This is a genomic window from Nonomuraea sp. NPDC049309, assembly GCF_043196965.1.
GTDB lineage: Bacteria > Actinomycetota > Actinomycetes > Streptosporangiales > Streptosporangiaceae > Nonomuraea > Nonomuraea fastidiosa.
On record NZ_JBICSH010000004.1, the window covers coordinates 386878 to 411718 of the forward strand.

The 24841-nt window shown below is 71.0% G+C and carries 20 protein-coding genes; 11 read left to right on the forward strand and 9 right to left on the reverse strand.

The window, feature by feature from the left end; genetic code table 11:
- Positions 1-540: 540 nt before the first annotated feature.
- On the reverse strand, positions 541-1272 hold the full coding sequence (locus tag ACGFIM_RS26850) for a neutral zinc metallopeptidase (protein WP_393205041.1): 732 nt from the start codon (positions 1270-1272) through the stop codon (positions 541-543).
- Between the two features lie 178 nt (positions 1273-1450).
- On the opposite strand from ACGFIM_RS26850, the gene ACGFIM_RS26855 reads away from it, so the two are divergent.
- Positions 1451-2188: a sulfite exporter TauE/SafE family protein gene (locus tag ACGFIM_RS26855; protein ID WP_393205044.1), complete on the forward strand. Its 738-nt coding sequence runs from the start codon at positions 1451-1453 to the stop codon at positions 2186-2188.
- A 92-nt stretch (positions 2189-2280) separates the two neighbouring features.
- Here the strand turns inward: ACGFIM_RS26855 and ACGFIM_RS26860 are convergent, their stop codons facing one another.
- Positions 2281-3318 (reverse strand): hypothetical protein, encoded by a 1038-nt coding sequence (locus tag ACGFIM_RS26860; RefSeq protein WP_393205047.1) that lies wholly within the window; start codon positions 3316-3318, stop codon positions 2281-2283.
- 267 nt (positions 3319-3585) lie between these two features.
- On the opposite strand from ACGFIM_RS26860, the gene ACGFIM_RS26865 reads away from it, so the two are divergent.
- The 4 genes from ACGFIM_RS26865 to ACGFIM_RS26880 are packed head-to-tail and all read left to right on the forward strand — an operon-like array spanning position 3586 to position 8026.
- Entirely contained in the window at positions 3586-4704 is a 1119-nt protein-coding gene (locus ACGFIM_RS26865; protein WP_393205050.1) for a sugar ABC transporter substrate-binding protein, read from the forward strand.
- A 57-nt stretch (positions 4705-4761) separates the two neighbouring features.
- Complete coding sequence (locus ACGFIM_RS26870) at positions 4762-5526, forward strand: ATP-binding cassette domain-containing protein (RefSeq protein ID WP_393205052.1); 765 nt, start codon at positions 4762-4764, stop codon at positions 5524-5526.
- On the forward strand, positions 5523-6785 hold the full coding sequence (locus ACGFIM_RS26875; RefSeq protein WP_393205055.1) for a sugar ABC transporter permease: 1263 nt from the start codon (positions 5523-5525) through the stop codon (positions 6783-6785). The genes ACGFIM_RS26870 and ACGFIM_RS26875 overlap by 4 nt, the downstream gene beginning before the upstream one ends.
- Positions 6786-6820: 35 nt before the next feature.
- Positions 6821-8026, forward strand: a complete 1206-nt coding sequence (locus tag ACGFIM_RS26880; protein ID WP_393205058.1) for an ROK family protein — start codon at positions 6821-6823, stop codon at positions 8024-8026.
- Positions 8027-8447: 421 nt separating this feature from the next.
- On the opposite strand, the gene ACGFIM_RS26885 is transcribed toward ACGFIM_RS26880, so the two are convergent.
- From ACGFIM_RS26885 to ACGFIM_RS26895, 3 genes are all read right to left on the reverse strand, one after another.
- A complete protein-coding gene (locus ACGFIM_RS26885; RefSeq protein ID WP_393205060.1) occupies positions 8448-9212 on the reverse strand; it encodes a neutral zinc metallopeptidase in 765 nt (254 codons plus the stop codon).
- A 31-nt stretch (positions 9213-9243) separates the two neighbouring features.
- Positions 9244-10056 carry a neutral zinc metallopeptidase gene (locus ACGFIM_RS26890; protein ID WP_393205063.1) on the reverse strand — a complete coding sequence of 271 codons (813 nt, stop codon included), beginning with the start codon at positions 10054-10056 and terminating at the stop codon, positions 9244-9246.
- A gap of 123 nt (positions 10057-10179) precedes the next feature.
- Positions 10180-11070: a neutral zinc metallopeptidase gene (locus tag ACGFIM_RS26895; protein WP_393205066.1), complete on the reverse strand. Its 891-nt coding sequence runs from the start codon at positions 11068-11070 to the stop codon at positions 10180-10182.
- A gap of 132 nt (positions 11071-11202) precedes the next feature.
- Here ACGFIM_RS26895 and dxs point away from each other — a divergent pair, with 132 nt between their 5' ends.
- Both dxs and ACGFIM_RS26905 read left to right on the forward strand, forming a co-directional pair.
- Positions 11203-13083, forward strand: coding sequence for a 1-deoxy-D-xylulose-5-phosphate synthase (gene dxs / locus ACGFIM_RS26900; RefSeq protein ID WP_393205905.1), 1881 nt, complete (start codon positions 11203-11205; stop codon positions 13081-13083).
- Between the two features lie 113 nt (positions 13084-13196).
- Positions 13197-14669 (forward strand): amino acid permease, encoded by a 1473-nt coding sequence (locus ACGFIM_RS26905; protein ID WP_393205069.1) that lies wholly within the window; start codon positions 13197-13199, stop codon positions 14667-14669.
- 27 nt (positions 14670-14696) lie between these two features.
- Here the strand turns inward: ACGFIM_RS26905 and ACGFIM_RS26910 are convergent, their stop codons facing one another.
- The 4 genes from ACGFIM_RS26910 to ACGFIM_RS26925 form a co-directional block, all read right to left on the reverse strand.
- Complete coding sequence (locus tag ACGFIM_RS26910; RefSeq protein WP_393205072.1) at positions 14697-15080, reverse strand: SSI family serine proteinase inhibitor; 384 nt, start codon at positions 15078-15080, stop codon at positions 14697-14699.
- A gap of 98 nt (positions 15081-15178) precedes the next feature.
- Complete coding sequence (locus ACGFIM_RS26915; protein ID WP_393205075.1) at positions 15179-17278, reverse strand: 3-hydroxyacyl-CoA dehydrogenase NAD-binding domain-containing protein; 2100 nt, start codon at positions 17276-17278, stop codon at positions 15179-15181.
- The gene (locus ACGFIM_RS26920) at positions 17275-18438 is read right to left on the reverse strand and encodes a thiolase family protein (RefSeq protein ID WP_393205908.1); all 1164 of its coding nucleotides are present in this window, start codon (positions 18436-18438) and stop codon (positions 17275-17277) included. The genes ACGFIM_RS26915 and ACGFIM_RS26920 overlap by 4 nt, the downstream gene beginning before the upstream one ends.
- A 62-nt stretch (positions 18439-18500) precedes the next feature.
- The gene (locus tag ACGFIM_RS26925) at positions 18501-19232 is read right to left on the reverse strand and encodes a hypothetical protein (RefSeq protein WP_393205078.1); all 732 of its coding nucleotides are present in this window, start codon (positions 19230-19232) and stop codon (positions 18501-18503) included.
- Positions 19233-19512: 280 nt separating this feature from the next.
- Between ACGFIM_RS26925 and ACGFIM_RS26930 the strand changes: the two genes are divergently transcribed.
- The 4 genes from ACGFIM_RS26930 to ACGFIM_RS26945 all read left to right on the forward strand — a co-directional run bounded on the left by ACGFIM_RS26930 (position 19513) and on the right by ACGFIM_RS26945 (position 24582).
- Positions 19513-21036, forward strand: a complete 1524-nt coding sequence (locus ACGFIM_RS26930; protein WP_393205081.1) for an LCP family protein — start codon at positions 19513-19515, stop codon at positions 21034-21036.
- A gap of 228 nt (positions 21037-21264) precedes the next feature.
- Entirely contained in the window at positions 21265-22638 is a 1374-nt protein-coding gene (locus tag ACGFIM_RS26935; protein WP_393205084.1) for a hypothetical protein, read from the forward strand.
- Between the two features lie 181 nt (positions 22639-22819).
- Positions 22820-23812: a LacI family DNA-binding transcriptional regulator gene (locus tag ACGFIM_RS26940; RefSeq protein ID WP_393205087.1), complete on the forward strand. Its 993-nt coding sequence runs from the start codon at positions 22820-22822 to the stop codon at positions 23810-23812.
- Positions 23809-24582, forward strand: a complete 774-nt coding sequence (locus tag ACGFIM_RS26945; RefSeq protein WP_393205090.1) for a sugar phosphate isomerase/epimerase family protein — start codon at positions 23809-23811, stop codon at positions 24580-24582. Before ACGFIM_RS26940 ends, ACGFIM_RS26945 begins: the two co-directional genes overlap by 4 nt.
- The last annotated feature ends 259 nt before the right edge of the window (positions 24583-24841 follow it).

Consider the following 24841-nt stretch of genomic DNA (forward strand, 5'->3'; position numbering starts at 1 on the left):
GCCGCTTCGCGGTGGCTTGCGCCTTCGTGATGACCTCTTGATGAGGGCTTCTTCGTGGGGCGCTTCGTGAGAGCACTTGCTGGGGGCTCCTTCGTGGGGGCCGCTTGGTGAGGCAGACCCTCTGGTGAGGCCCCCTTCGATTAGGCCTCCTTCGTGGGGGCCGCTCGGTGGGGCGAGCGCCTGCGCCGGAGGCCGCGTGCTCTCGCGGGCCGAGGTGACGAAGGCCACGAGAGCCGGCGGAATGCGGCGGCGCGGACGTGGTGTTATCCGAGCCGGGCTCACCGCTGGCCGGTGAGAACGCACAGCTTCCCGTGTTCCCGCTTCGGTCACGAGCCGGGGCGGGGGACGGGGGCCCTTGGCCGACGTGCCGGGGGTTGGGCGCGATCCTGACGCGCCCGTCTCGGGGGAACCACCCGAACACATCAAGAGCCGCCCTGCGGGACAACCCCCGCCGGGCGGCTCTTGTGTTCCCCGCGTCCTGCGGTGTCATCCGCACCCGGCGGTGCCGGTCGTGTCACCCGCGCCGGGACGGTTGCGTTGTCAGGAGACCTTCCGGGCCGGGGCCGACCACGTGTCGCAGGCGGACGGGTCGAGGGTCCGCTTGCCGCGCTCCAGCCAGCTCACCCGGCCGGCGCCCGTGCCGTGGCTGGAGCCGCCGTCCTCGTCTCCCGTCGCTCGCACGGCGTCCTTCAGCGCCTGCCAGTCCTCGCCCGTACGCGCGAGCGAACCGTACACGCTGCCGATGAACACCCCGGCCAGGCAGTCGGCCTGCAGCTCGAACCGCCGCCGGAGCTCCGCCCTGCGCGCGGGCTCGGCGCGGTGGCGGGCCTCGTACGAGCGGCGCACCCCGGTGAGGGTCTGCACGTGGTGGGCGTACTCGTGGGCGGCGACCTTGAACGGGTAGAGGTCGGTACGCCCGTCGATCCAGCGGCCGGTCAGGGTGAACACGAGGGTGCGGGTGGGGTGGCAGTAGAGGGCGTCGACGTCGTCGAGGGGGACGCCGCATGCCGTGCCGTGCGGGTCGCCGGCGTACCGGACGGCGGGCGGGCTGAAGCGCAGCCCGGCCTTGCGGAAGTACGCCCGCCACGACGTGTTCAGGCACCGCACGACCGCTCCGAGGTACTGCCGGCTCCGCGGGATACCGCCGTCCGTGAGCGCCTGCTCCGGGCACGAGCCGGTCGCGAGCTTCCCGCCCTTCGCGGGGAGGCCGGGCTGCGGGACGGTGAACGCGAGGAGCGCGGCGAGCGCGGGCGCGAGCGACGAGATCGGCACGGCGGAAGCTTAGAGCAGGCCTGAGCCGCCGAGAACGGGGGCAGGGCGGCCCCGGGGGTGGCGGCACGGGAGACACCGGCCGGTGGCCGGCGAAACGACGATCTTGTCCGGAGCGCTGGAGCCGAACGTGCCAGTACCGGCGACCAGCGCCGAGGGGAGGGATGATTGACTCGCCCGCATGGCGAATGTGGCATTGGTGCTGATGGTTGGTGGTGTGGCGGTCTTCGTGGGGGCGATCGTCCAAGGGGCCGTGGGGTTCGGCCTGGGGCTGGTCGCCGCGCCGCTGCTCACGCTGCTCGCCCCCGACCTCATGCCCGGTGCCGTGCAGGTCGTGAACATGACGTTGCCGCTGGCCACGCTGGCCGTGGAGTGGCGGCGGGTGGACTGGCGGGGGCTCGGTTTCGCGGTGCTCGGGAGGCTACCGGGCAGTGCGCTGGGCGCCGTCATCATCGTCTACGTTTCCGTCTATGCCCGCAGCATCTTCGTCGCGGTCATGGTGCTCGTCGCGGTGGCGCTGACGGCGCGGGCCATGAGCGTGCCGCGCAACGCGCTCACCGTCACCTCGGCCGGGTTCGTGTCGGGGATCACCGGCACCGCGACCGGCATCGGCGGCCCGCCCATCGCGCTCGTCTACCAGAACGCCAAGGGACCGCAGATCCGGGCCACGCTGGCGATGTTCTTCTTCCTGAGCGCCGTGCAGTCGCTGGCCATCCTCGCGCTCGTGGACGAGCTTCCGTCCGGGTCGCTGCTGGTGGGCGGGGCGCTGATCGTGCCGATGCTGCTCGGGTTCCTGGCCTCGGGGCCGCTGCGGCGTTACCTCGACGGCGGCAAGGTGCGCACGGCCGTCCTCATCGTGGCGGCGACCTCCGCGGTGGGGCTGATCGTGCAGAACGTGCTCGGCCAGGTGTTCGCCTGACCCTCCGCGAAGCCCTCGCGGGCACTGACCTGAGCTCCGCAGTCCCTGCGGGCGCGTCCTCGCCCTTCAGGGCCGCGGGCCCGCGCGTCCGGTCACTCGCCGCGGCCGGCGACCATCCCGTAGTACGAGCCGATCACCTGGACCTGGGCGGGGGAGGCGCTCTTGGGCGGGATGTGCGCCGCCACCTGCAGCAGCTCGCCCACCTTCATGTACTTGTAGTACTTGCCGGGCAGCAGGCCGCTGTTCTTCCGGTAGACGTAGAAGCGCTGCGTGCTCTGGTGCACGTCGTACACCGTGGTGCGCGCGAACGTGGTGAAGACGAGCGCGCCGCCGTCGGCCGTGCGCAGCGCGTACGTCGGGTACTCCTTGGCCTGCGCGGCGTGCTCGGTCACCCGGGCGAACTGCCGCATGTTGGCGCGGCTCTTGGCGGCCTCTGTGGTGAGGGGGTCGGAGGCGAAGCGGCTCTTGGCGGCGTTCGAGCCCTTGCCCGTCAGGTGGACCGCGTAGTTCTTGGCGAACTGGGCGGGCGACATGAGCAGGCCGGTGCCGTCGGCCTGGTCCACCTCGGTGGCCGCGCCGGAGGCGTCCGTCTTGATCGTGGGCAGGTCGCCGGCGCCGAGCGCCTCGGAGATGTCGGGGGAGTAGACCTGCTTCCACGCCCCGTCCTGGTGCGCGAAGAGCAGATACGTGGGGTCCTTGGCGGTCTTGTTCTCGCGCTTCGAGTACGCGGTCGCGAGGAACCACCGCTTGGAGGCCGGCGCGACGAACGTGGCCTTGACGTACTCGAACGGCTTGTAGTCGCCCGCCTTGGCGCCCAGCTTGCGCGCCGAGAGGTAGTCGGCCTTGTCGATGTCGAAGCTGGAGCCGCCCTCGTACGTGGCGAGCAGCTTCTCGTCGAGCGCCTTGTTGGCCTTGTTGTTGCGGTCGATGTACTCGTCGATCACCGCTTGGGCCGTCAACGGCTGCTCGGTCGCGGACGGCGAGGGCTGCGGTGTCCGGGACGCCGTGGGCGACGGGGGCGCGGGCTCGGTCACCCACCACGCCGCGGGGTCGAGTCCCGGCAGGCCGGAACAGCCTGCCACCAGGCATCCGGCGAGCACGCCACCGGCCACGCGTCCGTACCGCTGCACCTTTTCGCACCTTCCGTAAAGGGTCACAAAGTGGCCCAAACCTACCAACAACCCCAGCAGTTCAAGCCCGGAACTCCGTGATCGGGTCCCGTGGGGCCTCACGGCGGGCGACCGGCAGGCGTCGGGAAGGTTGAGGCGACGTTTCTGGATTGTTACCCGAAACAACAAACTCGCGCCTTCAACCCCCTTCACAACTGGTTCGTGGCGGAATACGTTGCCGCAAACAACATTCATCCGGGCCCCTTCCGGAAGAAAGGACCCTGCACCATGCGCAAGGGGATCCTCAGCCTGACCGCTTCGGCAGCAGCGCTCGCCCTCGGTCTCACCGCCTGCGGGGGCGACAGCGGTCAGACCTCGACCACGACGACCGACTCGGCCTCGGCCTCGGCCTCGGGTGCGGCGGGCAAGATCGGCGTGATCCTGCCGGACAGCAAGTCCTCCGCCCGATGGGAGACGGCGGACCGCAAGTACCTTGAAGAGGCGTTCAAGGCCGCGGGTGTCGAGTACGACATCCAGAACGCGCAGAACGACAAGACACAGTTCCAGACCATCGCCGACCAGATGATCACGAACGGCGCCACCGTTCTGATGATCGTGAACCTGGACAGCGGCACCGGTAAGACCGTCATCGAGAAGGCCAAGTCCCAGGGCGTGGCCACGATCGACTACGACCGGCTGACGCTCGGCGGCGGCGCCGCGTACTACGTCAGCTTCGACAACACCAAGGTCGGCCAGCTCCAGGGCGAAGGCCTGGTCAAATGCCTGACCGACAAGAAGGCGGAAAAGCCCATCGTCGCCTACCTGAACGGCTCGCCGACCGACAACAACGCGACGCTGTTCAAGGAGGGCTACGACAGCGTGCTCAAGCCGAAGTTCGACTCCGGCGAGTACGTCAAGGGCCCCGACCAGTCCGTGCCCGACTGGGACAACACCCAGGCCGGGACGATCTTCGAGCAGATGCTGACCCAGGAGCCGAAGATCGCCGGTGTGCTGGCCGCCAACGACGGCCTCGGCAACGCCGCCATCACCGTGCTGAAGAAGAACAACCTCAACGGCAGGGTGCCGGTGACCGGCCAGGACGCCACCGTCCAGGGCCTGCAGAACATCCTCGCGGGCGACCAGTGCATGACCGTGTACAAGGCCGTCAAGAAGGAGGCCGACGCCGCCGCCAAGCTCGCGGTCGCGCTGGCCAAGGGCGAAAAGCCCGCGGCGAGCGGCAGCGTCAAGGACCCGGAGACGGGCCAGGACGTGCCATCGGAGCTGATGGAGCCGCAGGCCATCTACTTCGACAACGTCAAGGACGTGGTGGCCGACGGCTACGTCACCAAGGAGGAACTGTGCACCGGCGAGTTCGCCGAGAAGTGCACTGAAGCTGGCATTCAATGACGCGGCGGGGTACGGCCGGCGTCACCGGCCCGGCCGTACCCCCGTTTAGGGAGATCCATGACCCCCCTCCTTGAAGTGCGCGGGATCGACAAGAGCTTCGGCCCGGTGCAGGTCCTGCACGAGGTCGAGTTCGCCGCGTACGCCGGCCAGGTCACAGCCCTCGTCGGCGACAACGGCGCAGGCAAGTCCACCCTGGTCAAGTGCATCGGCGGCATCCACCCCATCGACGCCGGCCAGATGCTCTTCGACGGCAAAGAGGTGCAGATCAACAGCCCGCGCGACGCGGCCGAGCTGGGCATCGAGATCGTCTACCAGGACCTCGCCCTGTGCGACAACCTGGACATCGTCCAGAACATGTTCCTCGGCCGCGAGCGCAAGAACGGCATCCTCCTGGACGAGGAGTCCATGGAGGAACTGGCCGAGCGGACGCTCAGCGACCTGTCCGTCCGTACCGTCAAGTCCATCAGGCAGCAGGTCTCCAGCCTGTCCGGCGGGCAGCGGCAGACCGTGGCCATCGCCAAGGCCGTGCTGTGGAACAGCAAGGTCGTCATCCTCGACGAGCCGACGGCGGCGCTGGGCGTGGCCCAGACGGCGCAGGTGCTCGAGCTGGTGCGCAGGCTCGCCGACACCGGCCTGGCCGTCGTGCTCATCTCCCACAACATGAACGACGTGTTCGCCGTCTCGGACCGGATCGCGGCGCTCTACCTCGGCAGGATGGCCGCCCAGGTCAAGACCGCCGACGTGACGCACGCGCAGGTCGTCGAACTGATCACATCAGGCCGCAGCGGCGATCTGGGCCTCAAGAACGGGGTCACCTCATGAACAAGGTCAAAGAACTACCCGGCGAGGCCATCGTCGAGGCGGCGCAGACTCCGTCCATCAAGAACAGCTTCCTCGCCTACATGCAGCGGGTGCGCGGCGGTGACATGGGCGCGCTGCCCGCCGTGCTCGGCCTGGTCGTGCTCTGCGCGGTCTTCGCCGTGGCGCGGCCGTCCTTCCTCACCGCGATCAACTTCGCCAACCTGTTCACCCAGGGCGCGGCCATCACGCTCATCGCGATGGGCCTGGTGTTCGTGCTGCTGCTCGGCGAGATCGACCTGTCGGCGGGGTTCGCGAGCGGCGTCTGCGCGGCCGTGCTCGCCGTCACGCTGACCCAGCACGGCCTGCCGTGGTACGTCTGCATGCTGGCGGCCATCCTCACCGGCGTCGTCATCGGCACCGTGCTCGGCACGCTGGTCGCCAAGGTCGGCATCCCGTCGTTCGTCGTCACGCTCGCCGCCTTCCTCGCCTTCCAGGGCCTGGTCCTGGTGCTGGTCGACGAGGGCACCAACATCTCCATCCGCGACGAGGTCGTCGTCGCCATCGCCAACAAGAACCTGCCCCCGTGGCTCGGCTGGGCGCTCTACGTGGTCTGCGTGGCCGTCTTCGCGGTCGTCCAGCTGCGCAGGGCCAGGTCCCGCACCAAGCGGGGCCTGACCGCCGACCCGCTGTCGCTGATCGCCTTCCGCGTCGCCGTGCTGGCGCTGTTCGCCGGCCTCGCGGTCGCCGCGCTCAACCTGGAGCGCAGCCGCAACCCCGCGCTCGTCTCGCTCACCGGCGTGCCGATCGTGGTGCCGGTCATCCTCGCGCTGCTGGTCTTCTGGACGGTGGTGCTGCGCCGCACCTCGTTCGGCCGCCACCTGTACGCGGTCGGCGGCAACGCCGAGGCCGCCCGCAGGGCCGGCATCCCCGTCGACCGGATCAAGATCAGCGCGTTCGTGATCTGCTCGTCGATGGCCGCCATCGGCGGCATCGTGGCCGCCTCGCGCGCCAGCTCCGTCGACCCCAACACCGGCGGCAGCTCCGTCCTGCTGTACGCGGTCGGCGCCGCCGTCATCGGCGGCACCAGCCTCTTCGGCGGCAAGGGCCGGGTGCTCGACGCCGTGCTCGGCGGCGCGGTGGTCGCGGTGATCGAAAACGGCATGGGGCTCATGGGGTACGGTTCCAGCGTGAAGTACCTGGTCACGGGGTCGGTCCTGCTGCTCGCGGCGGGTGTCGACGCGCTGGCCCGCAAGCGGGCGTCGGCCGCTGGTTTAAGGTGATCAGCGATCCGCAGCCCCTGAAGGAACCCCAGACCATGCGTGCCGGCCCGTCACAAGAGGACATCAGGCGCCACAACCTCGGCGCACTGCTGCGCCATGTCCATCTGGGCGGGCCGATCTCGCGGGCCGAGCTGACCTCGAAGATGGGGCTCAACCGCAGCACGATCATGGCGCTGACCTCCGACCTCACCGCCGCCGGGCTGGTGCGCGAGGAGCTGCCGCGCGAGACCGGCCGTGCCGGGCGGCCCTCACTGGTGGTGCGGCCGGAGTCGTCGCGGGTCTACGTCTTCGCCTTCGACGTGGGCCCCGATCGCATCGCCGCGGCCCGCGTCGGCCTGGGCGGGGTCATACTCGACCGGCGCGAGGCCGCACGCGACCGCGACCGCTTCGACCTGGACGAGCTGACCGGCACGCTGGCCGGGTTCGCCCGCCAGATGCGTCGCAAGACCAGGAGCGACACCGTCTGCGTCGGTGCCGCCGCGGCGGTGTCGGGCGGCGTGCGCAAGGCCGACGGCGTCGTCAGCTTCGGGCCCAACCTCCAGGCCGACGAGGTGCCGTTCGGCGAGGAGCTGGCGCGGCGGCTCGGCCTCGGCCTGCCCGTCAGCGTGGGCAACGACGCCAACCTGGCCGCGCTCGCCGAGCACAGCCGCGGGGTCGGCGTCGCCGTACGCGACCTCATCTACCTGCACGGCGACGTCGGCATCGGCGGCGGCATCATCTCCGGCGGTCACCTGGTCGGCGGGCACGACGGCTACGGCGGCGAGATCGGCCACATGGTCGTCAACCCCGGCGGCCGGGCCTGCGGCTGCGGCTCGCACGGCTGCCTGGAGGCCGAGGTGGGGGAGCGGACCCTGCTGGAGTCGGCCGGGCGGGTCGCGGACGGACGCCGGGGGCCCGACGCCGTACGCGAGGTCGTCGAGGCGGCCGACCGGGGGGACATCGTGGCCCAGGAGGCGCTCAGCCGGGTCGGCGACTGGCTCGGGCTCGGCGTCGCGAACCTCGTGAACATCTTCAACCCCGAACTGGTGATCTTCGGGGGGATCCTGCGGGAGATCTACCTCGGCTCCGCCGCGCAGGTGCGCTCGCAGCTCGCCCTGCACGCCATGGCGCACCAGCGCGAACGCGTCCGCCTGCGCACCTCCGCGCTCGGCGACTCGGCTCCGCTCGTCGGCGCCGCCGAGCTCGCCTTCGCCCACGTACTCTCCGACCCCCTGGAAGTCCTCGCCCGCGCCAACGCCTGACCCGCCGCCCCTTCGGGAGCCCACCGGCCCCGGCGGCCTCCCCTTCACTCGGATGGACGTCGGCTCTCCTTCCTCTTTCGACGCCCGCTGTCTCTCACCGGGGAGGAGAAGTGGCGTCCGAGTCCCGGTCTTCGAGGGAGCCGCAGCGAGCCGACCCGCCCCGCCCCTGCCCGACCTCCCGGGCTGCTGTCCTTTGAGGGGTGAGAAGAAGGGCCCCAGCGGACAGCAGCTCCACGGCTTTCTCCTCAAAGGATGACAAGTCGGACAGCGGGAGAGCGGCGGGCGGCGGCTCGATCGCCGCGGTCCCCTCGGAGGAGGGACGGTGGGCGGCCCTTTTCTCCCCTGAGGACAAGTGGCTCCACGGTGGGGAGGCGGCGGGCGGCAGGGCGGTTCCCACGGTCCCCGCGGCTGGCGGGGAGGGTCAGGTGACGCGGTCGGTGGCGGCCGTCCAGGTGTTGCAGAAGCCGGTCGCGCCACCCCGAAACCCGCGATCCTGCCACCACGCCAGGTTCCGCGGCTTGCCGTGGACGTCGCTCTCGTCGGCCATCCGTACGGCCGCCACCCAGTCACGCCACGAGATCCCGGGCTTGATGCTCTTGAGTGCGGCGCTGTAGAAGACCCCGGCGAAGCACTCGGCCTGCATCTCCAGCCGGTGGCTGAGCAGCCGCCGGGCCTTGGCGGATGCGGGGGCGTGCAGGGCGGCGTGGGCGTCGAGCACGCCGATGAGGTGCTGGACGTGGTGCCCCCACTCGTGGGCGACCGAGTGGGCGATGTTCATCCTGAACGGGTCGCGCAGGTCGGCCTTGCTGATGCGGATCGCGATCGTGCTCTGGTCGGGGCAGTACTGCGCCCCGCTGCTGGTGATCGTCCCGCACACGGAGTCCCGGCCGGTGGTGACGGTGACGGCGGGCGGCGTGTACGCAAGGCCGGCGGCGGCGAACCTGGCCGCCCAGAAGCGGTCGGCGCAGGCGGCCATCGCCTGGTGGAAGGACGTGAGCGAGGCCACGCTGCCCACTTTGATGCGCGGGATCGAGCAGGACAGCCGCACCGCGTCCCCGCCCATCACGCCGAGCAGCCCCGGCTGCGGGACGCCTGCGGCGGCGTTCGCGGGCGGCGGCGTGAGGAGCCCCGCGGCCAGGAACGCCGCCGACGCGAAGGCCGCCGGCGCTAAGAGTGAAAGGCGCATGATCGCGGATCATAAGCCTTTATAGGGCGATTTACCGCACCTGGGCTGCCGAGCTCGTCCAGGTGTTGCAGGATCCGGCGGACTGCGACGTGAAGCCGCGCTGCAGCCAGTAGGCGTTGGCCTTGTCGCTGCCGTGCGTCCGGTCGGAGCCGCTGCGCACGCCGATGGCGTCGAGCGCGACCGCGTTGTGCGTGCCCTTGGTGAGGATGGACCAGTCGGAGTCGGGCCGTCCGAGCGAGTCCCAGACGCGGCCGACGAACGCGCCGGACATGCACTGCGCCTGCAGCTCGAGGCGGCGCAGCGCGGCGAGCGAACGGTCCTCGCTCCCCTTGGACATGACGCGGTCGGCGGCCTTCATGATGCCGGTGAGCTGCTGGACGTGGTGCCCGTACTCGTGGGCGAGCACCTGCATCAGCGCGAGGTCGGTCGGCTCCTCGACGATGTTCGGGCTGAGCAGGAACGTGATGGAGCGGTCGAGCGGGCAGTAGGCGGCCTGCGCGCCCCCGGGGAAGCGCCCGCACCTGTTCTTCACACCCGGCTTGGTGATGATCTTGAATGCGGGCTTGGTGAAGCGATGCCCGGCCTTGCGCACGACCGGGGCCCAGGCGCGGTCGAGGCAGTCCTTGACGGTCTCGAAGTACAGCTCCGCCTCCTCCACGGAGCCGGTGCGCACCTCGGGCTCCGCGCAGGTCCGCACGCCGGGCTTGCCCGCCTTGTAGAGGGCGTTCTTCGTCAGAACGGAGGTGTAAGGGGACGGGGCCGCGTGCGCGGTGCCGGTGAACAGCACGGCCGCCAGCGCGCCTGCCATGACCGCGGAAAGCGGGGCTAAGAGGGGGATACGCATGGCACGGCACCCTAATGAAAAACCGGCCCGAAGCGAAGGAACCGGTGGTGAAGGGCCCTGCGGCTAAGGAACCGGTGGCTAAGGAAGCGGTGGCTAGGGAACCGGTGGCGAGGGAACTCGCCGTCAGGTGACGCTCCGGGCGCTCGCCGCCCAGGTGTTGCAGGCGCCGGGGGTGCCGCGGTTGAAGCCCCGCGTCATCCACGCGGCCTGCGTCGGGCCCTTGCCGTGGTCGTTCTGCGGCCAGCCCTTGGCGCCGTTCTTCCTGAACCAGCCCACCGTGTACGCCCAGTCGGCGTCGGTGACCAGCGGTGTGTCTTTCATCGTGCTCATGAACACCGCGGACAGGCACTCGGCCTGCAGCTCGGACCTGCGTGACAGCTCCAGCCGCTTGGCCTTGCCGGCGACCGTGCGCGCCGCCCAGTAGTAGTCCCAGATGCCGGAGACCTGCTGCACATGGTGGCCGTACTCGTGGGCGATCAGCCGGGTGATGCCCAGCGGGAAGGGGTTGCGCAGCTGGTCCTTGCTGATCATCAGGTACATCGTGCGGTCGGTCGAGCAGTAGACGCCGTCGGCGCCGGTGTTCCACGTGCCGCACGGCGTCTTGACCTTGCGGGTGATGATGCGCAGCCGCGGCTTGCTGAACGGCATCCCCGCCTTGCGGAACTGCGCCGCCCACGCCTTGTTCAGGCAGGCCGTCACGCGGGTCAGGAAGCGCCGGTAGGCCGAGATGCTGCCCGGGGGCAGCGACCCGGGACGGCAGTTCACGTCGGTGAGCCGGCCGGTCTCGTACAGCGGGTTGGCGGTGGCCGTCGCCCGCCCGGCGATCGTGGCGCCGCCGTTGTGGGCCTGGCCCGCGCTGGCGGGCGGCGCGGCGACCTGCCGTCCTCCGCTGCCGGGTGCGGCCGAGGTCGTCGCCACGTCGGCGAGCACGATGGTCAGCGCGGCCGCGGCCAGGGCGAGCGCCACGCCTGCCGCGACGAGCGCGACGATCCTGCTTGCGGAGAGGGAGTTCATATGGACCGCAAGACTAGGTCAAGATCGGTCATACATGGGTGGATTTGACTTCATGGAGTCAGCGGGTGCTTCGCGAACTAGACTCGGGGGATCGGCGCAAAAAAGCAGAGGGGAGTCGCCTCCGTGAGCGGGTTGCTGGGCTCGATCAAGGGACCGCAGGACGTCAAAAGGCTTGCCGTCGAGGAGCTGCCAGGGCTCGCAGGAGAGATCCGTGACCTGCTGGTCGACGCGTGCGCCAGGTTCGGCGGTCACCTCGGCCCCAACCTCGGCGTGGTCGAGCTGACCATCGCCGTCCACCGCGTCTTCGACTCGCCCAGCGACCCCATCATCTGGGACACCGGCCACCAGGCGTACGTGCACAAGCTGCTCACCGGCCGCGCGGCCGGTTTCGAGGCGCTCAAGCAGGAGGGCGGCCTGTCGGGCTACCCGAGCCAGGCCGAGTCCGAGCACGACTTCGTGGAGAACTCCCACGCCTCCACCGCGCTGTCGTACGCCGACGGCATGGCCAAGGCGTTCAAGCTGCGCGGCGCCCACGACCGCACGGTGGTCGCGGTCATCGGCGACGGCGCGCTGACCGGCGGGATGGCCTGGGAGGCGCTCAACAACATCGCGGCCAACAAGGACCTGCCGATCGTCATCGTGGTCAACGACAACGGCCGCTCCTACTCGCCGACGATCGGCGGCCTGGCCTCCCACCTGTCCTCGCTGCGCGTCAACCGCCGCTACGAGGACATGCTGGAGTACGTCAAGGACAAGCTGGGCCACGTCCCGGTCCTCTACGACGCCCTGCACGGCTTCAAGAAGGGCGTGAAGGACGTCCTCGCGCCGCAGGTGATGTTCGAGGACCTCGGGCTCAAGTACGTCGGCCCCATCGACGGCCACGACGAGCAGGCCATGGAGGCGGCGCTGCGCAAGGCCCGCGACTTCCGCGGCCCGGTCATCGTGCACGCCGTCACCCAGAAGGGCCGCGGCTACAGCCCGGCGGAGAACCACGACGAGGACCAGTTCCACTCTCCTGGCGCCTTCGACCGCGCCACCGGCGCGGAGAAGCCCAAGGGCCGCATCTGGACCAACGTCTTCAGCGAGGAGCTGGTCAGGCTCGGCAAGGAGCGCGACGACCTGGTCGCGATCACCGCCGCCATGCTCCACCCGACGGGGCTCAACGCCTTCGCGGAGGCGTTCCCCGACCGCATCTACGACGTCGGCATCGCCGAGCAGCACGCGCTCACCAGCGCGGCCGGGCTCGCGCTCGGCGGCCTGCACCCGGTGGTCGCCGTCTACGCCACGTTCCTCAACCGCGCCTTCGACCAGCTCCTCATGGACGTCGCCCTGCACCGCCTGCCGGTCACGGTGGTGCTCGACCGCGCGGGCGTCACAGGCGACGACGGTGCCAGCCACAACGGCATGTGGGACCTGTCGATCCTCCAGGTCGTCCCCGGGCTGAAGATCGCGGTGCCGCGCGACGGCGACCGGCTGACCGAGCTGCTGCGCGAGGCCGTGGAGGTCTCCGACGGCCCGACCGTGCTGCGCTTCCCCAAGGGCCCGGTGGCCGAGCCCGTCGAGGCGGTCGGCAAGCTCGGCGAGATGGACCTGCTGCGCGCCCCTGAGAGCGAGCCCGACGTGCTGCTGGTGGGTGTGGGCCCGATGGCGCAGGTCTGCCTCGACGCCGCGAAGCTGCTCGACGCGCAGGGCATCGCGACCACCGTGGTCGATCCGCGCTGGGTCAAGCCGCTCGACGAGGCGCTCGTCACGGCCGCGGCCGCGCACAAGCTGGTGGCGGTCGTGGAGGACAACGGCCGCGTGGGCGCGGTGGGCGACGCCGTGGCCCGGCTGCTGCGCGACTCCGACGTGGACGTGCCCGTCCGCACGTACGGCATTCCGCAGGAGTTCCTCGACCACGCCAAGCGGGCCGCCATCCTCGGCAGGATCGGCCTGACCGGGCAGGATCTCGCCCGCCAGATCACCGAGGCGGTCGCGCGGCGCACCTCCTCGGTCGAGCCCGTCCGCCGCTGACCTGACGCCCCCGTCGCGGCGGTGATCATGCCTGGTCACCGCCGCGAACCAGGTGCTCCGACGGGCCCGCCACACGAGAGAATGATCACTGTGGGTGTGGGAAGGATCACCCAGTGGACATCTTTCGCACGAAGAGCGTGGAACAGTCGATCCGCGACACCGAAGCCCCCGAGCATCAGCTGCGCAAGCGCCTGACCGCCGTCGACCTCACCGTCTTCGGCATCGGCGTGATCGTCGGCACCGGGATCTTCGTGCTGACGGGCCAGGTCGCCAGGGACGTGGCGGGGCCGGCGGTGGCGATCTCGTTCGTCGTCGCCGGCATCGTGTGCGGGCTCGCCGCGCTGTGCTACGCCGAGTTCGCCTCCACGATCCCGGTCGCCGGGTCCGCCTACACCTTCTCCTTCGCGACGCTGGGCGAGTTCCCCGCCTGGGTGATCGGCTGGGACCTGATCCTGGAGCTGGCGCTGGCCGCGGCCGTGGTGTCGGTCGGCTGGTCGGGCTACTTCGCCTCGCTGCTCGCCTCACTCGGCTTCGAGCTGCCCGCTTCGATCGCGGGCGAGGACCCGGTGGTGAACGTGCCCGCCGTGGTGATCGTGGCCCTGCTCACGGCGGTCCTGGTGGCCGGGATCAAGCTGTCCTCCCAGGTCAACCTCATCCTGGTGATCACCAAGATCGCCGTGGTGCTGCTGGTGATCTTCGCCGGCCTGTTCTTCATCGACAGCGCCAACTACACGCCGTTCATCCCCGACCCGATCTCCACACCCCGCGTCGAGGGCCTTCAGGCGCCGCTCGTGCAGGTGCTGTTCGGCATCCAGCCGGTGGCCTTCGGCGTGATCGGCATCTTCTCCGCCGCCGCCATCGTGTTCTTCGCCTTCATCGGCTTCGACATCGTCGCCACCGCCGCGGAGGAGACCATCGAGCCGCAGCGCGACGTGCCGCGCGGCATCATCGGCTCGCTGGCCATCTGCACGCTGCTGTACGTCGGGGTCTCGCTCGTCGTGGTCGGCATGCAGAAGTACAGCAGCCTCAGCGAGGCGGCGCCGCTGTCGGACGCGTTCATCTCGGTCGGCCAGGCGTGGCTGGCCACGATCATCAGCGTGGGCGCGATCGCGGGCCTGACGACCGTGGTGCTGGTGCTGCTGCTCGGCCAGGCCCGGGTGCTGTTCGCGATGTGCCGCGACGGGCTGCTGCCGCGCCGGCTGGCCGTGGTGCACCCGAGGTTCGGCACCCCGGCGCGGCTGACCGTCCTCATCGGCGTGGTCACGATGGCGCTGGCCGGGTTCGTCTCGTTCGGGGAGCTGGCCGAGCTGGTGAACATCGGCACGCTGTTCGCGTTCGTGCTGGTGTCGGTGGGGGTGATCATCCTGCGGCGCACCCGGCCCGACCTGCCGCGCGGCTTCCGTACCCCGCTGATGCCGGTGCTGCCGATCCTGTCGGTGCTGGCCTGCCTCTACCTGATGCTCAACCTGCCGGTGCAGACCTGGCTGCGCTTCCTGGTCTGGATGCTCATCGGCATCGTGCTCTACTTCGCCTACGGCTACCGGCACAGCAGGACCGCGGCCCCCTGGCAGGCGTCAGAGGAGTGAGGACGCCGCCAGAGGGCCGGGGAACGGTCAGAGCGCGAGGACCGCTCCGGCGGTGGCGCGCATGTAACAGCCGTTGACGAAGACCTTGCCCCAGCGGACGTTCTTGCCGTACCACTTGCCGACGATCACGGCCGCGTGCGGCTGGACCTCACGGGTGCAGGTGGGGTTGGGCTTGACGTTCAGCTTGTTCGGGTCGCCGCCGGCCTTCTTGAGCAGGCGGCAGGCGGCCGCCGCGTTGGGGTGGGTGCCGCCGGTGGGCGCGCAGTTGAGGTACGCCGACTTGGCGCCGCCGCCCTTGACCCCGTAGACGACCTTGAGACGAGCCTTGGGGGCTGCCGCGGCCAGCACCGGGGAGGACGACGTGGCCAGGAGGGCGGCGCAGAGCATGAGGGTGCCTGCTGCTCTCATCATGGTTACTCTCCGTTCGTAGGACGGCACCAAACGCTACGACGGAAAGGGTGAAGAGGAGAGGAGGTCCGCGTACGGACCTCCTCAAGGGCGGTTAAAACTCAGGCCCGGCCAGGTTTCGGCACCGATGCGACGCCGGGCGGCAGGAAGCGCGGCTCGGCGAAGCCGGTCCTGTCGAGGTACGGCGTGATGCCGCCGAGGTGGAACGGCCAGCCCGCGCCGAGGATCATGCACAGGTCGATGTCCTGCGGCGCGGCGACCACGCCCTCGTCGAGCATGATGCGGATCTCCTCGGCCAGGGCCCGCAGCACCCGCTCGCGCACCTGCTCGGCGGTGGACGGCGAGGTGCCGCCGGAGAACAGCGCGACCGCCTCGGGGTCGAGCGTGAAGTCCGGCCGGTAGACGCCCGGCTTGCCGGACTCGACGAGTTTCGCGAGGTTCTCCGAGACGCCGAAGCGGTCAGGGAAGGCCTCGTGCAACGTCTCGGCCACATGCAGGCCCACGGCGGGGCCGACGAGCTGCAGCAGCGCGAAGGGCGTCATCGGCAGCCCCAGGCCGTCGAGCGCGTGCTCGGCGGTCTCCAGCGGCGTGCCCTCGTCCACGGCCGCGACGACCTCGCCCATGAAGCGGGTGAGCAGCCGGTTGACGACGAACGCGGGGGCGTCCTTGACCAGCACCGACGACTTCTTCAGCGTCTTGCCGACGGAGAAGGCGGTGGCCAGCGTGGCGTCGTCGGTGGCCGCGCCCCTGATGATCTCCAGCAGCGGCATGACGGCGACCGGGTTGAAGAAGTGGAAGCCGACCAGCCGCTCCGGGTGCTTCAGGTCGGCGCCCATGGCGGTCAGCGACAGCGACGAGGTGTTGGTGGCGAGCACGCACTCGGCCGAGACGACCTCCTCGACCTCGGCGAACACCTGCTTCTTGACCGCCAGGTCCTCGAAGACGGCCTCGATGACGAAGTCGGCGTCGGCGAAGGCGTCCTTCGTCAGCGAGCCGGTGACCAGCGACTTGATCCGGTTGGCCTGGTCAGGCGAGATGCGGCCCTTGGCGAGCAGCTTGTCCACCTCGCCGTGCACGTACCCGACGCCCTTGTCGAGGCGGGCCTGGTCGAGGTCGGTCAGCACGACCGGCACCTCGAGGCGGCGGGCGAACAGCAGCGCCATCTGCGAGGCCATCAGCCCCGCGCCCACCACGCCGACCTTGGTGACCTTGCGGGCCAGCGACGGGTCGGGCGCGCCGGCGGGCCGCTTGGCGCGGCGCTGCACCAGGTCGAAGGAGTAGAGGCCGGCCCGCAGCTCGTCGCTCATGAGCAGGTCGGCCAGCGCCTCGTCCTCGGCGGCGAAGCCCTCGTCCCTGGAGGCGGTCTCGGCCAGCGCGATGAGGTCGAGCGCCCGGTACGGCGCGGGCGAGGCGCCCCGCAGCTTCATGTCCACCAGGAAGCGCGCGTCGTTCACGGCCTTCTCCCAGCCCTCGTGGGCCGGCCGCTCCACCGTCACCTCGCCCTTGACGACCCGCGCCGCCCAGCGCAGCGACTCCTCGAGGAAGTCGGCGGGCTCGAACATGGCGTCGGCGACGCCCAGCTCGTACGCCTCCCTGCCCTTGATCATCCGGTTGTTGGAGAGCGGGTTCTCGATGATGATCTTGACCGCCTTCTCCGGCCCGATGAGGCGCGGCAGGAGCTGCGTGCCGCCCCAGCCCGGCACCAGCCCGAGGAAGCACTCCGGCAGCGCCACCGCGGTCACCCCGGAGGAGATCGTCCGGTACGTGCAGTGCAGCGCGATCTCCAGGCCGCCGCCCATGGCCGCGCCGTTGACGAACGCGAACGACGGGATGCCCAGCTCGCCGAGCCGCCGGAACACGTAGTGGCCGAGAGCGCCGATGGCCTGCGCCTCCTCCCGGGTGGCCAGCGCGGCCGCGCCCTTGAGGTCGGCGCCCACGGCGAAGATGAACGGTTTGCCGGTCACGCCGACGGCCGCGAGGTCGCTGCGCTGGGCGATCTCCGACAGGGCGCCGTTGAGCGCGAACAGGCCGTGCGGGCCGAAGGTGTTGGGCTTGGTGTGGTCGAAGCCGTTGTCCAGCGTGATGAGCGCCATCGTGCCCGCGCCGTACGGCAGCTGCACGTCGCGCACCAGCGCCTTGGTGACCACTTCGTCGGTGTTGCGCTCGCTCAGCAGCGACCGCCAGGTCTCGAACTCGCTCATGCCAGGTTCTCCCAGATCACGGTGCCGCCCATGCCCATGCCGACGCACATGGTGGTGATGCCGTAACGCACGTCGGGACGCTCGCCGAACTGCCGGGCGAGCTGCGTCATCAGCCGCACGCCCGAGGAGGCGAGCGGGTGGCCGTAGGCGATCGCGCCGCCGTACGGGTTGACGCGGGGGTCGTCGTCGGCGATGCCGAAGTGCTCCAGGAAGGCCAGCACCTGCACGGCGAACGCCTCGTTGATCTCGAACAGCCCGATGTCGGAGATGTCGAGCCCGGCCAGGCGCAGCGCCCGCTCCGTGGACGGGATCGGCCCCACGCCCATGACCTCGGGGTCCACGCCCGCGAACGCGTACGACACCAGCCGCATCTTCGCCGTCAGGCCCAGCTCTTCCGCGACCTCGCGGGCGGCCACCACGCAGCCGGTGGCGCCGTCGTTGATGCCCGACGAGTTGCCCGCCGTGACGCGGCCGTGCGGCCGGAACGGCGTCTTGAGCCCGCTCAGGCCCTCCATGGTCGTGCCCGGCCTGGGCGCCTCGTCCTCGACGGCCAGGCCCCAGCCCTTCTCGGCGCTCCTGATCGCCATGGGCACGAGGTCGGGCTGGATCTTGCCGTCGGCGTACGCCTTGGCGGCCCGCTCCTGCGACAGCACCGCGAAGGCGTCGGCGCGCTCCTTGGTGATGGAGGGGTAGCGGTCGTGCAGGTTCTCCGCGGTCATGCCCATGACCAGCGCGCTCGGGTCGACCAGCCGCTCCGACAGGAAGCGCGGGTTGGGGTCGACGCCCTCGCCCATGGGGTGGCGGCCCATGTGCTCGACGCCGCCGGCGATCGCCACGTCGTACGCGCCGAACGCGATGCCGCCCGCGACCGTGGTCACGGCGGTCATCGCGCCCGCGCACATGCGGTCGATCGCGTAGCCGGGCACGCTCTTGGGCAGCCCGGCCAGCACGGCGGCGGCGCGGCCGATGGTCAGGCCCTGGTCGCCGGTCTGGGTGGTCGCGGCGATGGCGACCTCGTCGACGCGCTCGGGCGGCAGGGCGGGGTTGCGGCGCATCAGTTCGCGGATGACGCGGACGACCAGGTCGTCGGCGCGGGTCTCCGCGTACATCCCTTTCGGCCCGCCCTTGCCGAAAGGTGTGCGCACGCCGTCGACGAACACGACGTCACGAGAGGAAGGCACGGATTCGCTCCTCGTAGTCAGCTGAGGTTCCGTGCCCAATGCTACTCGTCAGTAACTACTCCGCAGACGAGGGCGGCGGTGAGCAGGCCGTAGACGATGCCGGTGGCCGGCTCCCACAGGTGGGCACGGGCGCCGAGCAGGGCGGCGATGGCCACGGCCGCGCCCGTCCACAGCAGCGTGCCCTCGCGCCTGCGCATCCCGCGGCCGGGATCCCAGGGGTCGCCCGGCGCGCCGCCGCCCGAGCGCAGGGCGCGGGCCACGGTCAATGCGACGTCGCGGCCCCACCACAGCAGGAACAGCGCGCCGGCGGCGACGGCGACCGGGGCCGTCGCCTCGATGACGGCGCTCAGGGTGCCGGCCACGCCGTACTGGGCGGCCTGGTCGAACAGCCGCGGAACGGTCCAGCCGAGTAACAGCGTCACCGCCCAGCAGCCGGCCACCGCGAGCCTGGCCAGGGCGCGGGCGCGGCCGGAGAAGGCGGTGGCGTACAGCTCGCGCTCGCGGTCGCGGACGCGGCGGGCGCGGGCGCCCCAGACGTACTGGGTGATCGCCATGGCGGGCAGGGCGGCGGTGAAGACCGCCAGCGACAGCACCGCGAGCGGGAGCGTCTGCTCCCTTGTCGCGGCCCTGTCGGCGAGCAACTGCGCGGTGGTCAGCAGCGCGATCGAGGCGGTGAGCGCCACGAGGGCGCCGCGCCTTGCGGACCTGGCCTGGGCGCGCAGCCCGGCCAGCTCCTGGGCGCCGGGAGGAGGTGCCATCTCGGTCAGAAGCATGACGTCATGATGGCGTCACCCTGCGTGGTCACGTGCGGTGTTCGCGCGCTTTGGATGGAGCTCTCGCTCGGGTAAGGCAGGAGTACCCCTGGGGCCACCCTCCGGCCGGCGCTCCCTAACGAACCTTGACGTGATGGGAGGAGTCATCCTCCTAGAGCGTCGTTTATGACTATGCTTCGCGATCATGGCGCGAGGGGTGAACCGCATGAGGGAACGGCACGACGAAGCGGTTCTGGGCCGGCGCGTCGCTCCACGGTCACCGTCTCACGCGCCGCCGCCCATGGCGCCGCCGCAGCGGCCGCGCGAGCGGCCGCGCCACGAGCCGCATGAGGAGCTGCGTGAAGAGCCGCCGTGGTCCGGAGGCAGGGGCGGGCCGCGGTCCGGCAAGAGCCGCCTGACGCTAGGCGGCTGGATCAGCGTGGGGCTGACGGTCGTGCTCGTGGCCGTCACGATCGGCGGGTACGCCTACTACCGCTATCTCGACAGCGGCATCACCCGCCAGCCGTTCAACGTGGGCGCGAGCCGCCCGCCCGAGACCGGCGCGCTCAACGTGCTGCTGGTGGGCTCCGACTCGCGGGCGGGGAACAACAAGAAGTACGGCCCGCAGTCGCAGCACCTCGGCGAGCGCACCGACACGATCATGCTGCTGCACATCTCCCCGAACCGGGACAACGCCACCATGATCAGCTTCCCTCGCGACTCCATGGTGCTGGTCCCGGAGTGCACGGGCCGCAACGGCCAGGTGGTGCCCGCCGGACTCCGGCAGATCAACTCCGCCTTCAACGACGGCGGCATCGAGTGCACGGCCAAGACGCTCGAATCCCTCACCAACATCAAGATCAACCACTTCGTGAAGGTGGACTTCACCGGCTTCAAGGGCATCGTCGACGCGCTCGGCGGCATCGAGATCTGCCTCCCCAAGCCGGTCAACGACCCCAAGGCCAAGCTGGTGCTCGGCGCCGGCAAGCACGTGGTGAAGGGCGAGCAGGCGCTGGGATACGTACGGACCCGGTACGCGCTCGGCGACGGCAGCGACCTCGGCCGCATCCAGCGCCAGCAGGTCTTCCTCCAGCAGGTCATGAAGAAGGTCACCGACGGCGGCCTGCTCACCGACCCCGGCAGGCTGAACGCCTTCCTGCGCGCCGCCACCCGGTCGGTGACCGTGGACGAAGGGCTCACGCTCGAGCGCATGCTGGAGATCGCCAACAGCGTGCGCGGCATGACCGCCAAGGAGCTCAAGGGCATCACGGTGCCGGTGGAGCCGTACCCGGCGGACAAGAACCGCGTGCAGTTCGCCCAGCCGGCCGCCCGCGACTTCTTCGAGAACGTGCGCAACGACGTCGAGGTCACCAAGTCGCCCGCGCCGGGCAAGTCCACCGCGCCCGCGGTCAAGCGGGAGCAGGTGCGGCTGCAGGTGCTCAACGCCTCCGGCGAGGAGGGCAGGGCCGTGCAGGTGGCCGACGCGCTCGCCGCCCAGGGGTTCGTGGTGACGCAGGTCGGCAACGCCGCACCCGCCGACGTCACGACCATCCGGTACGCCAAGAAGGACGCCAAGGACGGCCCCGCCTACGGCGACGCGGTGGCCGCCCGGCTGTCGAAGGACAAGCGCACCCCCGTCGAGGGCAAGGTCAAGGCGCTGATCTCGCAGCCGTACACGCTGAAGAGCCCGCCCGCCAAGATGCCGGACGGCCCGATCATCCAGCTCGTCATCGGCAAGGACTGGCCGGGTGTGCGGGTGCTGTCGGCGATCCCCGACTCGCTCAAGGACAAGGTGATCGACACCAGCACCAACCCCTGCCTCTGACCAGGCCGGCGGCGCTGGACGCACCCGGAGATCAGGTGGTCGTACCCGGGTGGTGTGACGGCGAAACACCTTTGGGACGAAAGTTACGGGGAGTAGTTTCAGCGAAACATGTGAAATTTCCGGACAAGTAGTGGTAGGAAGGGGCGCGGTCCGTATACGCACTAGAGAGGTTCCACCGTGGCGCGCGACGATAACGACAGGCCATACGACGACGGGCAAGGTAGGTCGTTGAACCCGGAGCTGATGACGGGTGACGTGCTGTCTCCGCGGTGGAGCACCGAAGACACCGACGAGCAGCCCGCGATCCAGGTCGTCGGCAACGAGACCTACATCATGCCGGACGGGCGCGGGCGTGACGTGCTCGACGACCCCGCACCGCCCCGCGACGTGCTCGACGACCCGCACGACGTGCTCGGCTCGGCGGGTGACCGGCATGACGTGCTCGGCTCGGCGGGCGACCGGCACGACGTCCTCGGCGGGCGCGAGACCTCCTCGGCCCACGACGTGCTCGGCGGCTACGACCAGGGCTATGACCACGGCTACGACCAGGACGCGCGCGAGTACGGCGGGCGCGACCGGGGCGGCCGCGGCGTGGACGACGTGCTCGGCGCGCGCGAGTACGGCGGGTCGAACGGACCGCACGACCTGCCCGCCGACGACTACAGCGGGCCGCACGCGCTCGACGACTACAGCGGGCCGCAGCGGGTGGACGACTACGACCGCGCCGATGATTACAGCGGGCCGCACCGGGTCGAGGACGACAACGCGTACCTGCCGCTCGACCGCGGCTACGACGCGAGCCGCGACGACGACCTGGACGACGACCGGCCCAAGCGCGGCTTCCTCGGCTCCGGCTGGACCGACGACAGCGACGACGACCGTGACGACCGCGGCTCCCGCGGCTCGCGGAGCTCGCGTGGCTACGACGACGATGGCGGTGACGGCGAGGGCGAGGTGCGCCGCCGTACCCGGGTGCTGCTCGTGGCGGCGGCCGCCGTGGTGCTGATCGGCGTCGGTGTCGGCTGGGTGCTCACCGGTACGTCCTCCGACGACCCCTGCGCCGGAGCCCAGTGCGCGAGCGCCGGCGAGGTGTCCTCCCCGTCCGACGACGCCGTTTCCGAGGAAGAGGAGGAGGCGCCGGCCGAGGACGAGGAGACCGATCCCGCGGACGAGGTCACCGACGACACGGCCGACGAGACCGCCGACGACACCGCCGACGACACCGCCACGAACAACACCGACACCACCGCCAACCGGCCGAACCGGCCCACCTCGACCACCCCGGCCGAGCCCGTGCAGCAGCAGCCGCGGCAGCGGCCGACCCGCGAGCCCTCGACCGAGCCGACCCGGAAGCCGCAGCGCCAGGAGCAGCAGGACACCACCCAGGAGAACGAGCAGCCCAGCGAGCGGCCCGAGCGTCAGACGAACAACAACAACCGGACGAACGACATCGAGGACAACCGCACCGCCACGAACGACTCCAGCTCGCAGGACAGCGCGCAGGAGACGGACACCGGCAACCCGGTCGAGACGGCCCCCGATGCCCCGGTGGAGAGCGACAAGGGCGGCGGCCTCCTCGACATCCTGTTCCCCTGGCTCTGACCCGACGCCGGCCGGGGCGAGGGGGACGGCCTCCGGCGCGAGCTCAGGGGCCGCACGGCACCTCCCGGTGTGGTAGATCGTGTTTCCGGTAGGGCATCCTGTTGCCGCCGGGCGTGGACATGGCAGGATGCGGGTCCAGGCGCCGGCAGGCTGCTGTGGAAACCGCTTTCCGGGAGGTCTCGTGGTCACGCTTGAGGACGTCGCCAGGCAGGCGGGCGTCTCGCTCGCGACCGCCTCGCGGGTGCTCAACGGCAGCACCCGCCAGGTGGGCGCGACACTCCGGGCACGCGTCGAGCGGGCCGCGGACGAGCTCGGCTACCGGGCCAACATCGCCGCCCAGACCCTCGCCAAGGGGGCGAGCAACGTCATCGGCATCGTCGTGCACGACCTGACCGACCCCTACTTCGCGGCCCTGGCCGACGGCGCGATGCGGGCGGCGGCCACCCACGGCCTGCTGGTCATGGTCGGCACCACGCACCGCGACCCCGAGCAGGAGATCGCCTACGTCTCCACGCTCAACGCCCAGCGCGTGCGCGCGGTGCTGCTGGCCGGCTCCCGGGTCGCCGACCCCGCCGTCACCGGCAGGCTCCGCGACGAGCTGGCCCGCTACCGGGAGGGCGGCGGCCGGGCGGCCTGCGTCGGCCAGGACCTCCTGGGCGTCGACACCGTCGCGCCCGCCAACCGCCGCGGCGCCGCCCAGCTGGCCAGGGCGCTCGCCGAGCTCGGCCACACCAGGTTCGCGGTGCTCGCCGGGCCGCCGCATCTGGTGACCGCCGCCGACCGCTGCGCCGGGTTCGCCGCGGCGCTCGCCGAGCTCGGCCTGCCCGAGCCGCAGATCATTCATGGGCCCTTCGACCGCGACGGCGGATACGCGGCGGCCCAGCAGGTCCGCGACGCCACCTGCGTGTTCGCGGTCAACGACGTGATGGCGGTGGGCGCGCTCGCCGCCTACAGAGAGCGCGGCGTGCGGGTGCCCGACGACGTGTCGGTGGCCGGGTTCGACGACATCGTCACCCTGCGCGATCACGTGCCGGCGCTGACCACCGTACGGCTGCCGCTGCAGGACATGGGAGCGCGCGCGCTCGAGCTCGCGCTGAACGAGACCGACCAAGTGGTGGTCGAGGAGGTCGCGGGCGAGGTCGTGCTCCGCGAGAGCGTCAGGAGGATCGCGTGAGGCTGGCCGTCAGCACCCTGGGCATGCCGGGCGAGGACCTGGACCGCGCGATCGCGATCGCGACCGGTCACGGGTGCCAGGGGCTCGAGCTGCGGCTGCATCCGGATACCGGGGTGCACGCCGGGCTGGACTCGCGCGAGCGGGCCTCCGTCCGGGAGCGGATCGAGGCGGCCGGGCTGAAGATCTCCGCCCTAGCCGGATATGTCGGCATCTGTCAGCCGGGGCCCGACGAACCGGTGATCGACGCGCTCATCGCCGACCTGCGCCTCGCCGCCGACCTCGGCGCGCCCGGCGTCCGCGTCTTCCCGCGCGGCGGCGACCCGTCCGTGGGCGCGCGCCGGCTCAAGGCGGTCTCCGGCCCGGCCGCCGACCTCGGCCGTCGCGTGCTGGTCGAGACGCACGACGAGATGGCCACCGGCGCCGCCGTGGCCGCGCTGCTCGCCGAGGCCGGCTGCCCCGGCACCACCGGCGCCATCTGGGACCTCCTGCACCCGTGGCGGCACGGCGAGCCGCCCGCCCGCACGCTCGCCGAGCTGCGCCCGTACCTCCACTACGTTCAGGTCAAGGACGCGGTCTCCGAGCAGGACACCACCCCGGTGCCCATGGGCAGCGGCACGGTGCCGTTGCAGGAGTCGGGCGAACTGCTGCGCGCGGCCGGCTACGACGGGTGGGTGTCGCTCGAGTGGGAGCGCACCTGGTACCCGCAGGTGCCGCCGGTCGAGGAGATCCTCCCGGGCGCGGCCGCCTGGGTCCGCCGCTTCTCTACCTGACCCCGCCCCGCCCCCCAGCGCCTGGCCCTGCCCGTTTCCTTCCGCCCTCCGGCGGCGTTGCGGGTCCCTCACGCCCTGGGGACGCTTGCGCGCCCTACACGTTGGCGGCGCGTGCGCGCCCGCGTACGTGCGCCTGCTCGCGCCTGGGCTGCGCTTACGCTCCGGGTAATGCCGCCGGCTGGCGCTTGTGCGCCCGGTGGTGCCGCCGGCCTGGCCGGCGCTTGAGCCGGTTGCGCGCTTGCTCGCGCTCAGGCTCGCC